We start from the raw sequence: 13,026 nt of genomic DNA, 5'->3' as shown, positions 1-13,026 counted from the left end.
TAATATTCCCACATTTAGGCTTCTCTTGACGAGAAGCCTTTGATCAAACAATATCGACCTTCAATTCACCAAGTTTATCAACAGCAACAACAATTTGATCACCAATTTCCACCTTGCCAACACCTTTTGGCGTGCCAGTAAAAATTAAATCACCCGGCTGTAAACAAAAATAAGTTGATAGATGAGAAACTGTTTCCGCCACTGACCAAATTAATTGGTTAAGATCACTGCTCTGCCGCACGTCACCATTAACCCAAAGCTGAATCGCACCTTGCGACAAATGCCCCACTTCACTTACTAACGACACTTCACTTATTGGTGCAGAGTAATCAAACGCCTTACCAATTTCCCACGGTCGCCCCATCGCTTTCATCTCATTTTGCAAATCACGTCTGGTCATATCCAAACCAACCGCATAGCCCACAACATAATCCAACGCCTTTTCCACAGCGATATTGACACCTGATTTACCGATTACCGCCACTAACTCACCTTCATAATGCAAGTTTTTCGTTAGCATCGGATAGGGAAACGCATAACATTCATTCTGCCTGACACACCGCACCGCATCCGATGGTTTACAAAAGAAAAACGGAGGTTCGCAATCCGGATTATGCCCCATTTCACGTGCGTGTTCCGCATAATTTCTGCCGACACAATAAACACGATGTACAGCTATCTTATCATTCGAACCTTTTACCGCGACTGTTGCCAACGGTGGCGGTGTGAATAGATACACCATTTTGCTCTCCTTATTTGCTCAAACCAATATCACAAACTCAATAAAAATTACCACACCACACTAAAACTCTCGATTTTTTCATTTTATTTTTTGATCAACTTCACAAATTTAAACATTGCTTATTTTAAGAAAATAGAAAATTGGTTATTTTTATCTCATCGAAACGTTTCGATAAAGAGAATTAGGAGTAAAAAATGAAAAAAACAGGTATTTTAAATGCACAGCTTTCTCATCTGATTGCAACTTTAGGACATACCGATTTTCTAACAATTTGTGATGCCGGGTTGCCGATACCGCAACAATCAGAGCGTATTGATTTAGCATTAACGCCGGCTATTCCTAGTTTCTTATCTGTTTTTGATGCAGTTATTGAAGAGTGTTTTGTTGAAAGGGTTGTACTTGCCGAAGAGATAAAAACACATAATCAAAATATTCATAACGCATTATTACAGCGCCTTTCCCAATTGGAACAGCAGCAGAATAATCATATTCAAATTGATTATGTTTCACACCAACAATTTAAACAGCTTAGCCAAGCAAGTAAGGGTTTTGTACGTTCCGGTGAATGTACGCCATACGCTAATATTATTATTGGATCAGGCGTTCCTTTTTAAATGGAGAACGATATGCAACCAATTTTAAAACTTGACAATATTTGTAAGTCATTCCCAGGTGTTAGGGCTTTATATAATGCCGGATTATCCGTTTATCCGGGCAGAGTGATGGCTCTAATGGGAGAAAACGGTGCCGGTAAATCAACATTAATGAAAATTTTAACCGGCATTTACAGCAAAGACAGGGGTTCTATTCATTATCAGGGACAAGAAGTGACGTTCAAAAATCCTAAAATGTCCCAATTAGCAGGGATCAGTATTATCCATCAGGAATTAAACATTATTCCGAATTTAACCATTGCAGAAAATATTTTTTTAGGCAGAGAATTTACTAATAAATTCGGTGGTATTGATTGGAAGAAAATGACAACCGAATCTGAAAAATTGTTAAAACGTCTAAAAATCAAACACAGCCCAACTACACCGGTAGAACAGCTTTCATTAGGCGAATTACAGATGATCGAAATAGCCAAAGCGCTGAGTTTTGATGCAAAAGTGATCATTATGGACGAGCCAACCGATGCACTTACCGACACTGAAACTGACGCACTCTTCAATGTCATCAGAGAACTCAAACAGCAAAATTGTGGGATTGTCTTCATTTCTCACCGTATGCAAGATATTTTCACTATTTGCGATGATGTCACCGTTTTGCGTGACGGAGAGTTAATTGCAGAACGCTCCTTGAAAGATATTAATGAAGAACAATTGATTGAATTAATGGTAGGAAGAAAGCTCTCCGAACAATATCCGCATATTGAATCACCGATCGGCGACACTGTCTTAGAAGTGAAAAACATCAGCGGTTGTGGTGTTCACAATGCTTCATTCAAATTACACAGAGGAGAAATTTTAGGCATTTCTGGGCTAATGGGAGCCGGCAGAACTGAATTAATGAAGTTAATCTATGGTGCTTTACCGAAAACCGCCGGCGAAGTTTTTCTCAAACAAAAACAGCTCTCCATTCATTCACCGCAAGACGGCTTAAACAACGGCATTGTCTATATTTCAGAAGATAGAAAGGGCGATGGTTTGGTGCTTGGAATGTCTATTAAAGAAAATATGACACTAACAGCATTGAAACAGCTCACTAAACATTATTCTATCAATCATAAAGCAGAAAAAATGACGGTTAATGATTTCATTCTCTTATTCAACATCAAAACACCGTCAATGAATCAAACCATCGGTTTGCTTTCCGGTGGTAATCAGCAAAAAGTGGCAATTGCCAAAGGCTTAATGACCAGACCAGATGTACTCATTCTTGATGAGCCGACACGAGGCATCGATGTAGGTGCGAAAAAAGAGATTTATCAGTTAATCAACAAATTTAAAGAAGAAGGAATGAGCATCATCATTGTTTCTTCCGATATGCCGGAAATTATCGGTATGAGCGACCGCGTTTTAGTGATGAATAATGGTGAAATTCGTGCGGAATATCTACGAAATGAAGTCACTCAAGAAAAATTACTCACTGCCGCTATTACCCAAATACATTAAAAAAGGGATTCATTATGACGACAACAACTGTAACTAAACAATTCAATTTAAAAGAATTTTTAATTGAACAACGTTCTATTATTGCGTTATTGGTGCTGATTGCGATTGTTTCTTCGATCAGTCCTAATTTTTTTACTATCGATAATTTACTCAATATTTTGCGTCAAACTTCGGTTAATGCCATTATCGCTGTTGGAATGACATTTGTTATTCTCACCGCCGGCATTGATTTGTCCGTAGGTTCTATCCTCGCCTTAACCGGTGCGGTTGCCGCCTCTTTGGTTAATATGGAGCTTTCCATTTTTGTCGTGATCCCATTAGTGCTGTTATTCGGTACTCTGCTCGGCGGCATCAGTGGTGTCATTGTCGCTAAAGGGAAAGTACAGGCATTTATTGCCACTTTAGTTACTATGACATTATTGCGTGGAGTCACAATGGTTTATACCGATGGTCGCCCAATCAGCTTAGGTTTTTCCGATGTTGCCGATCAATTCTCTTTCTTGGGTACAGGCTATTTATTAGGCATTCCGTTCCCAATTTGGTTAATGGCAATTATCTTTATCGTTGCTTGGTATCTGCTAAAACATACCCCTATCGGTCGTTATATTTATGCACTTGGTGGTAATGAAGCCGCTACCAGCTTATCCGGTATCAACGTAGACAAAGTGAAAATCTTCGTCTATGCCGTTAGTGGCTTGCTCGCTACCGTAGCCGGTTTAATTGTGACCTCTCGTTTATCTTCCGCCCAACCTACTGCCGGCGTTTCTTATGAACTTGATGCAATTGCCGCTGTAGTGGTCGGTGGAACAAGTCTAATGGGCGGTAAAGGTCGTATTACCGGAACATTAATCGGGGCGTTAATTATTGGCTTTTTAAATAATGCCTTGAATTTATTGGATATTTCTTCTTATTACCAAATGATTGCAAAATCGATCGTTATTTTACTTGCTGTGCTTACCGATCACTTTTGCAGTCGTAAAACCGCGTAACTTATTCAGTCAACCTCATTAAAGGAGAAACTTTTATGAAAAAACTTACCCTTCTCGCTTCAGCATTGGTATTAGGCTCACTTGCCAGCAACGTTGCTTTAGCAAAAGATACCATCGCACTTGCTGTATCAACCTTAGATAATCCTTTCTTCGTTACCTTAAAAGAAGGGGCAGAAAAAGAGGCAAGTAAACTTGGCTACAATCTTGTCGTGCTTGATTCACAAAATGATCCGTCAAAAGAGCTATCAAATGTTGAAGACATTACCGTTCGTGGCGCAAAAGTATTATTAATCAATCCAACAGACTCAACTGCCGTTGCTAATGCCGTTCGTGTTGCGAACAAGAAAAATATTCCGGTTATCACCCTAGACCGTGGCGCGGCGCAAGGCGATGTGGTCAGTCATATCGCATCAGATAACGTTGCCGGCGGTAAAATGGCAGGCGATTTTATCGCTGAAAAATTGGGTGACAATGCAAAAGTTATCCAGTTAGAAGGCATTGCCGGAACTTCTGCCGCTCGTGAACGTGGCGAAGGATTTAAACAAGCGGTGCAAGCGCATAAATTTGAAATTCTTGCCAGCCAACCGGCAGATTTTGATCGTACCAAAGGTCTAAACGTGATGGAAAACCTACTCACAGCACAACCTAATGTGCAAGCGGTTTTTGCTCAAAATGATGAAATGGCACTTGGTGCAATTCGTGCCATTCAAGCGGCTAACAAATCCGTATTAATTGTTGGTTTCGATGGTACTGATGATGGTGTTAAAGCAGTTAAAAGTGGCAAACTAGGCGCTACAATTGCACAACAGCCGGATTTAATCGGTGCATTAGGCGTTCAAACTGCAGATAAAATTATCAAAGGTGAAAAAGTAGAAGCCAAAATCCCGGTACCATTAAAAGTCGTAACTCAATAATCTTTTTATAAATTTAATGCGTGGTGCGCCTTGCTGCGCACCATTAAAAATAAATTTTCAGTTGATAACTAAGGGCAAACAAAATGCAAAAACTTACCGTTCTTGGCAGTATTAATGCCGATCACGTTATTCAAGTTCCTTATTTCCCAAAACCGGGAGAAACTCTATCCGGTCAAAATTACCATATCGTCTATGGTGGAAAAGGTGCCAATCAAGCTGTCGCAGCTGCTCGTTTAGGAGCAAAAGTCGATTTTATTGCTTGTATTGGCGAAGATAAAATCGGGCTTGAGATGAAACAGGCTTTTCAAAAAGATGGCATAAACACCGAAAGCATCGCTACAATTCAAGGTGAAACGACTGGTATCGCTATGATCCAAGTTGCCGACAGCGGTGAAAACAGTATCGTCATTTCAGCCGGTGCCAATGCTCATCTCACCACCGACATTGTGGACAAGTTTAAACAGAAAATTCTTGACTCCGATGCACTATTAATGCAACTTGAAACTCCGTTAGATGCCATTATTTATGCGACAAAATTTGCTAGACAAGCAGGCAAACACACTGTGTTAAACCCAGCACCAGCAAAGATGTTACCAGACGAACTACTTGCTCAATTAACAATGATTACGCCGAATGAAACTGAAGCGGAAGTGCTGACCGGCATTAAGGTAGTGGATGAAGAAAGTGCAGCACAAGCAGCATCAATTTTTCACCAAAAAGGGGTTGCTATTGTTTTGATTACATTGGGGGCAAAAGGGGTATTTATCAGCCACAATGCATTACAAAAAATTATCCCCGGTTTCCGTGTTCAGGCAAAAGACACCACAGCCGCCGGCGACACCTTTAACGGTGCATTGGTAACCGCATTGTTAGAACAGAAATCGCTGGAAGAGTCAATTCAATTTGCTCACGCAGCAGCTGCAATCAGTGTTACTCGTTTCGGCGCACAAACCTCAATTCCAAGCCGACAGGAAACGCTCGATTTTTTAGCCAATATCAAATAGCATATTCCAAACTCATCAAGCAAAAGGCAAACAACTGTTATGGCAACAATGAAGGATATTGCACGAATAGCAAAGGTTTCAACTTCAACCGTATCACACGTAATCAACAATACACGTTATGTCAGTGATGAGATACGTGAAAAAATTATGAAGGTTGTCAATGAGTTAAATTATACCCCTTCCGCTGTTGCCCGCAGTTTAAAAGTAAAAGAGACAAAAACATTGGGAATGTTGGTTACTGCCACCAGCAATCCGTTTTTCGCCGAAGTAGTGAGCGGAGTGGAACAATATTGCAATCAGCACCACTACAACTTGATCATTTCCAGTATCGATGGCAACGAACAACGCTTGCAGCAAAATATTCAAACTTTAATTCAAAAACAGGTGGACGGATTGCTGTTAATGTATTCTGACACTCGCCACGCAATGGTGGAACAGTTAAATCTAAATTTGCCGATTGTGGTAATGGACTGGTGGCCGACCGAACTGAATGCCGATAAAATTTATGAAAATTCCGAATTTGGTGCTTATCTTGCCACAAAAACCTTAATTGAGCAGGGACATAAGAATATCGCCATTATTACGGGTAAATTGGATAAATCCTTAGCTCACAACCGTTTGCTCGGTTACCAAAAAGCGTTGCAGGATGCGCATTTGCCGATCAACCCTGATTGGATCATTGAGAGCCATTTTGATTTTGAAGGTGGCGTAGAAGGAATGAAAAAATTGTTACAGATTACACCTCGCCCTACAGCAGTTTTTGCCTGTAGTGACACCATTGCAGTCGGCGTTTATCAAGTTGCTTGGCAACAAGGGTTACACATTCCTCAGGATATTTCTGTCATCGGTTATGACAATATTATGTTGGCGCAATATCTCACACCACCGTTAACCACAATTCATCAACCTAAAGCAGAATTGGGCAAATTAGCTGTGGAAACATTATTAGAAAGAATTAAATCTCCGAATTTAGAATATAAAACCACAATGTTACAGCCACAATTAATTTGGCGTGCTTCCGTGGTTAAAATTTAGATATAGTCGTTTAAATATAAAATAAAAAATTGATATAAACCGAAAACAGTATACGTGATATAGCGATACGATATAACACTGGCATTATGCTAAAAGCAAACAACTATAAAATCCTAAATTTCCTGTTTTTGTGATTCTATATAAAAAACTCCTCATTACGTCAATGATTACGAATAGAGGAGTTTTAATAGTAAAGCAAAATTATAGAATTTCTTTCGCTTTAGCAACGACATTATCCACAGTAAATCCGAATAATTTAAATAACTCGCCTGCTGGAGCAGATTCACCAAAGCGGTTCATTCCGACAACACGACCTTCCAAGCCAACATATTTATACCAGAAGTCCGAAATGCCGGCTTCAATTGCAACACATTTCTTGATGTTGCTTGGTAATACGCTTTCTTTATAAGCGACATCCTGTTTATCAAATACATTCGTGCTTGGCATAGAAACCACACGCACTTTGTGTCCTTCCGCAGTTAATTGTTCCGCTGCTTTCACTGCCAATTCCACTTCTGAACCGGTTGCAATAAAGATTAATTCAGGCGTACCTTCACAATCTTTTAAGACATAAGCACCGCGTCTAACATTGGCAAGTTGTTGGGCGTTACGTTCCATTTGTGTTAGGTTTTGACGAGTGAAAATTAATGCACTTGGGCCTGCAGTGCGTTCAACCGCTGCTTGCCACGCAATCGCAGATTCCACTTGGTCACACGGGCGCCAAGTTTCTAAATTCGGAATTAAACGTAATGTTGCCGTCTGTTCTACCGGTTGATGGGTTGGCCCATCTTCCCCTAAACCAATGGAGTCGTGGGTGTAAACAAAAAGCACACGTTGTTTCATTAACGCTGCCATACGCACTGCATTATGCGCATATTCCATAAACATTAGGAAAGTGGCACCGTAAGGAATAAATCCACCGTGTAGAGCAATGCCGTTCATAATGGCGGACATCCCGAATTCACGCACACCGTAGTTAATGTAGTTTCCATCAATCACATTGGCTCGTAATGGTTTTGAACCTGACCATAAGGTTAAGTTTGAACCTGCTAAGTCAGCAGAACCGCCCAAAAATTCAGGTAAGATTTTCGCATAGGCTTCAATCGCATTTTGTGATGCTTTACGGCTGGCGATAGTCGCCGGATTGGCTTGCAATTTTTCGATAAAGGCTTGAGATTGCGCTTTCCAATCCGCCGGTAATTCGCCGGCTAAACGACGTGATAATTCAGCTGCCAATTCTGGATATGCTGATTGATAAGCAGCAAAGCGTTGTTGCCATTCCGCTTCTCTTTCTGCGCCTTGTTGTTTTGCATCCCATTCCGCATAAATTTCAGCTGGAATTTCAAATGGTGCATAATTCCAACCTAAATTTTTACGTGTTAATGCAATTTCTTCCTCTCCTAGCGGCGCACCGTGACTGTCGTGAGAATTGGCTTTATTTGGTGAGCCATAACCGATAATGGTTTTACAGATAATTAATGTTGGTTTTGAGGTTTCTGCTTTTGCCACTTCAATAGCGGCTTTAATTTCTGCTGCATTATGACCATCTACCGCAGGAATGACTTGCCAACCGTAGGCCTCAAAACGTTTTTGGGTATCATCAGTAAACCAACCATCAACGTGTCCATCAATGGAGATATTGTTATCATCATAGAATGCGATTAATTTACCTAAACCTAAAGTCCCGGCAAGAGAGCAGGCTTCGTGAGAGATACCCTCCATTAAACAGCCATCACCCAAGAAAACATAAGTGTAATGGTCGATAATATCGTGTCCTGGTCGATTAAATTGACCGGCTAACGTTTTTTCGGCAATCGCCATACCGACAGCATTAGTAATACCTTGTCCCAATGGCCCGGTGGTGGTTTCTACACCCGGTGCATAACCGTATTCAGGGTGTCCGGGTGTTTTAGAATGCAATTGACGGAACTGTTTTAAATCTTCAATTGAAAGGTCGTAACCGGTTAAGTGTAATAAACTATAAATCAACATTGAGCCGTGACCATTAGAAAGCACAAAGCGGTCACGATTGATCCATTTTGGATTGTTCGGATTATGAGATAAAAAATCACGCCATAAAACTTCAGCGATATCCGCCATTCCCATAGGTGCGCCTGGGTGTCCTGATTTTGCTTTTTGCACCGCATCCATACTTAAAAAACGAATTGCGTTTGCTCGCTCTCTACGTGTTGCCATACTACCTCCCTAAAGTTTTTCTAATAACATCGCTTCCAATTTTTCAATATCTGCTGCAAATTTACGAATACCTTCCGCCAACTTCTCAACTGCCATCGCATCCATATTATGTTGCCAGTAAAACTCGCTTTCTGTCATTGCAGCTGGTCGAGGCAATACATCACCCTTATAATCCAATTTACGTGGCAACTGTGCTTCACTTTCCTGCAATTCTTTCAATAACGGCGGTGAAATGGTTAAACGATCGCAACCTGCCAATTCAGTAATTTCTCCGATATTGCGGAAACTTGCTCCCATTACTACGGTTTTATAGCCATATTGTTTGTAATAGTTATAAATTTTTGTTACTGAAATTACCCCAGGATCTTCACTCGGCACAAACGTTTTCTTATCACTGTTCGCTTTATACCAGTCTAAAATACGACCAACAAACGGCGAAATAAGGTAAACACCTGCTTCTGCACACGCTCTTGCCTGAGCTTCAGAGAATAATAATGTTAAATTACAGTTAATCCCTTCTTTTTCTAGAATTTCTGCTGCACGGATACCTTGCCAAGTAGATGCAATTTTTATCAAAATTTGATCATTACTGATTCCTGCTTCATTATAAAGTGCAATAAGTTTACGTGCTTTTGCTACAGTTGCTTCTGTATCGTAAGATAAACGAGCATCCACCTCAGTAGAAATACGTCCTGGGACAATTTTCAAAATTTCCAAACCAATATTTACCGCTAATTTATCTTCTGCATCAATTAATTGTTGTGCTTTATCTGAACTTTTACTTTTTGCATAATCAACAGCTTCATCAATTAACGAAGCATATTGTGGTAGTTGGGAGGCACTTAATACTAATGATGGATTGGTGGTTGCATCTTGTGGTTGGTATTTTTTGATTGCTTCAATATCGCCAGTGTCGGCAACAACCACTGTCATTTTGCGTAATGTGTCTAATTGATTCATCATTTTATTTCTCCTAAATATTAATTATCCAATTTCATACTAAAGTTGTTTTTGCATTTTTTGATGTACAATATCTACAACTTCTTTCCCAAAAATAATTTGATATTGATTAGCAATAGAAAACAAACCTTTTACTAAGTCTAATTTTTCTATTTGATTTTTATTTATCTCTTCTGGATTATTTAATACAACTCTGATTCTTGTTGCACAGTGAGTTAATGCAACAATATTCTTCTTTCCACCTAAATATTCAATTAATTTAGTAGCAATTTCATTATATTCATTGCTCTCAATATTAAGCGATAATGACTCCAATGCATTTTTTATTAACTCAATAAAATTTTCCGCATTCCAAGCACTTCTACCAATAAATAACCCATCAATATATTTCTTATTTATTAACTTATTAGCATTCTCCGGATTAACACTGCCTCCATATAATACTGGAATATCTAATCCCTCTTTATTAAACATCTCATATAAACATTGTTTAATTACAGAATGCTTTTCATCTGCATATTCTGCAGAAGCTGGAATTCCTTTTTCACCAATAGCCCAAACAGGCTCATAAGCTATTCTAACAAGAGGTAACTGATCTTTAGTTACTCCACTCAAGCCAATTTTTAATTGTGTTCTTAATATTTCATCTGAAATACCATATTCTTTTTGTTCTAATGTTTCACCAACACATAATAATGTAATAAATTTATGTTTTAATGCTGAAAGAACTTTCTTATTTTCTTCTTCATCTGTCTCTTTAAAGATATGGCGTCTTTCAGAATGTCCTATCATTACTAATTTAATATCTAATTCTTTTAACATTAATGGCGATATTTCACCTGTAAATTGACCTGAATCAGCATAACACATATTTTGTGCGCCAATCACAATTAAATTATTAAATTTATTATTTATTAAACTCGTCGCATCACTTAAAGTTGTATAAGATGGTATAACAAATAACTCTACATTATCAGTTTTGATATCTCTTTTATATAAATCTCCTAACCTTGATAAATAATGAATAACATCTTTATTCCCTTTATACATTTTTAGATTAGTACCAAAATAAATCTTATTTTTCATTTATTTATTCCTTTATGTTTTTTATTAATACTCTACAAGGAGAACCATCTGCATTTTCAATAGCTATCGGAACCATCACTGCATAAACTTTATGACTTGTAATATTTTTTGTATTACAGATATATTCTACTAACGTTATACCTTTGGATAATAAATGATAATGTGTTGTATGTTTTTCTAAAGGCTTATCCATTTTATTTTCCACCCAAAATCGGATTGGATAATCCTGAGGAAAATCAAATGCTACAATAGTAATATTTTTATTCTTCATAAATATCACAGCATCATCTGTTAAATAAGGTGACTTTGTCCAAAATTCTTTAGAATTATAACTATAAAAAGTATCCCAATGCGTTTTAAAAATGATCTTATCTGGATTATTATCTGGCCACACTCTTCTTAATATATCTTCTGTAATAGCCAAATTTTCTTGGATTTCCTTAGAAAGATCAACAATATAAAATTCTCCTATATAAATATTAGGATTAATATCCAATATATTATAACCATCTTTATTAATATGACTTAACGCATCCATATGAGTAAAAGCGTGGCAAGATACTTTTATTTGTGTTGCTTCAAATAAATCTCCATTATCAAAATCACCCTTTTTCTCAATAATTGTTTTCCAACGTATATGCTGATTAGTAATAGGCATTGATAAATCTACCCATTCTCTCTCCATAATAAACCTCCCGTTTACTCAAAAAATATACTTGGTAAATAAGTACTAAATTCTGGCACTAATATTAAGATTACTAATAATCCTAATAAAGATAGTAAATATGGAATACTACTCTTTAATACTTTTATTGGTTCACATTCAGCAATATTTGCAGATAAATAGATTAAATAACCAACTGGAGGAGTAACCAATCCAATCATTAAGTTCAAAATAATGACTAAACCAAAATGGATAGGTGAAATTCCGAATTGATTTATAATTGGCATAAATACTGGAACTAATATTGTTAAAGCAGCTGTAGGATCCATAATCATTCCAATAAAAAGAACAATTACATTAATTAAAATTAATGCGGATAAAGGCGAAGAACAGATTTCTGAAACATAACTAGCAACTTGATGACTAATTTGTAATCTTGCAATAACCCATGCAAATATTGAAGATGCTCCAACAATTAGCATAACTGTTATCGTCCCCTTTAAAGATGAAATTAGTGCTTTTTTTAATCTTTCTATATTTAATTCTTTATAAATAAATGTTCCTACTAGATACGCATATACAACCGATACTGCTCCTGCCTCTGTTGCTGTAAACATACCTGAAATAATTCCATATAGAATAATAATTGGACAAAATAGAGCCCAAATAGCATCTTTTGAACTTTCTTTAACTTCTTTCCAGCTAAATGGTGTTGATTGATTACCAAAACCTTTCATTTTTGAAATAACAAAAGTAACAAAGATAAGTGTAAAGGCAATGAGTAGTCCTGGTATTACACCAGATAAAAACATTTTTCCTACAGAAACACCTGCTCCAGCCAACGCAGCAAATACGATCATAGGAACACTTGGTGGAATAATTGGCCCAATAATTGAAGCAGATTGTGTTAATGCTGCAGAAAAAGGAGCTGGATAATTATTCTTTTTCATTTCCGGAATTAATGAGCTGCCAATTGCTGCTGTAGAAGCAACAGCTGATCCACTAATAGATCCAAAAAATAAACTGGAAAAAATATTAATATAAGCTAGAGAGCCTTTCCAACGACCAATAAATGATGTTACAAAACGAATAATCCTTGTTGTAATTCCTCCAACACTCATCAATTCACCAGCTAAGAAAAAGAAGGCTAATGCTTGTAGTGCATTAGTATCAATACCCTGCATAACTTGTTGTGCAACAATAGTTACTGGTACAAAATAAAAATAAAGTAACTATTGAGGAAAAAATAATACTGTAGAATAATGGCAATCCAAAGACAGTTAATATAAACATAACGCCTAATAAAACAATAAATGACATTA

General features: G+C 37.6%; 12 protein-coding genes. 6 read left to right on the top strand and 6 right to left on the bottom strand.

Going from position 1 to position 13,026, the window contains the following annotated elements:
* Positions 1–43: 43 nt before the first annotated feature.
* Entirely contained in the window at positions 44–742 is a 699-nt protein-coding gene (locus QV04_RS04220; protein WP_065233212.1) for a fumarylacetoacetate hydrolase family protein, read from the bottom strand.
* 194 nt (positions 743–936) lie between these two features.
* Between QV04_RS04220 and rbsD the strand changes: the two genes are divergently transcribed.
* From rbsD to QV04_RS04190, 6 genes are all read left to right on the top strand, one after another.
* On the top strand, positions 937–1,356 hold the full coding sequence (gene rbsD, locus QV04_RS04215) for a D-ribose pyranase (protein ID WP_013746307.1): 420 nt from the start codon (positions 937–939) through the stop codon (positions 1,354–1,356).
* 12 nt (positions 1,357–1,368) lie between these two features.
* Complete coding sequence (gene rbsA, locus QV04_RS04210; protein ID WP_065233211.1) at positions 1,369–2,856, top strand: ribose ABC transporter ATP-binding protein RbsA; 1,488 nt, start codon at positions 1,369–1,371, stop codon at positions 2,854–2,856.
* 14 nt (positions 2,857–2,870) lie between these two features.
* Complete coding sequence (rbsC, locus tag QV04_RS04205; protein ID WP_065233210.1) at positions 2,871–3,845, top strand: ribose ABC transporter permease; 975 nt, start codon at positions 2,871–2,873, stop codon at positions 3,843–3,845.
* Positions 3,846–3,880: 35 nt separating this feature from the next.
* Positions 3,881–4,759, top strand: a complete 879-nt coding sequence (gene rbsB, locus QV04_RS04200) for a ribose ABC transporter substrate-binding protein RbsB (RefSeq protein ID WP_013746310.1) — start codon at positions 3,881–3,883, stop codon at positions 4,757–4,759.
* Positions 4,760–4,842: 83 nt separating this feature from the next.
* A complete protein-coding gene (gene rbsK, locus QV04_RS04195) occupies positions 4,843–5,763 on the top strand; it encodes a ribokinase (protein ID WP_065233209.1) in 921 nt (306 codons plus the stop codon).
* Between the two features lie 39 nt (positions 5,764–5,802).
* Positions 5,803–6,798 carry a substrate-binding domain-containing protein gene (locus QV04_RS04190; protein ID WP_065233208.1) on the top strand — a complete coding sequence of 332 codons (996 nt, stop codon included), beginning with the start codon at positions 5,803–5,805 and terminating at the stop codon, positions 6,796–6,798.
* Between the two features lie 201 nt (positions 6,799–6,999).
* On the opposite strand, the gene tkt is transcribed toward QV04_RS04190, so the two are convergent.
* Genes tkt through QV04_RS04165 form a run of 5 tightly spaced genes read right to left on the bottom strand, consistent with a single transcriptional unit; the run spans position 7,000 to position 12,888 of the window.
* Positions 7,000–8,994 (bottom strand): transketolase, encoded by a 1,995-nt coding sequence (tkt, locus tag QV04_RS04185; RefSeq protein WP_065233207.1) that lies wholly within the window; start codon positions 8,992–8,994, stop codon positions 7,000–7,002.
* Positions 8,995–9,003: 9 nt separating this feature from the next.
* Positions 9,004–9,957 carry a transaldolase gene (gene tal / locus QV04_RS04180; protein WP_065233206.1) on the bottom strand — a complete coding sequence of 318 codons (954 nt, stop codon included), beginning with the start codon at positions 9,955–9,957 and terminating at the stop codon, positions 9,004–9,006.
* A gap of 36 nt (positions 9,958–9,993) precedes the next feature.
* Positions 9,994–11,040 carry a triose-phosphate isomerase gene (locus QV04_RS04175; protein WP_065233205.1) on the bottom strand — a complete coding sequence of 349 codons (1,047 nt, stop codon included), beginning with the start codon at positions 11,038–11,040 and terminating at the stop codon, positions 9,994–9,996.
* 4 nt (positions 11,041–11,044) lie between these two features.
* The gene (locus QV04_RS04170) at positions 11,045–11,725 is read right to left on the bottom strand and encodes a cyclase family protein (protein ID WP_065233204.1); all 681 of its coding nucleotides are present in this window, start codon (positions 11,723–11,725) and stop codon (positions 11,045–11,047) included.
* Positions 11,726–11,739: 14 nt separating this feature from the next.
* Positions 11,740–12,888 carry a TRAP transporter large permease gene (locus tag QV04_RS04165; protein ID WP_231924855.1) on the bottom strand — a complete coding sequence of 383 codons (1,149 nt, stop codon included), beginning with the start codon at positions 12,886–12,888 and terminating at the stop codon, positions 11,740–11,742.
* Positions 12,889–13,026: the final 138 nt, after the last annotated feature.

The sequence above is a fragment of the Gallibacterium genomosp. 1 genome, assembly GCF_001678575.1.
GTDB lineage: Bacteria > Pseudomonadota > Gammaproteobacteria > Enterobacterales > Pasteurellaceae > Gallibacterium.
This window is presented reverse-complemented; position numbering and strand designations above follow the sequence as displayed.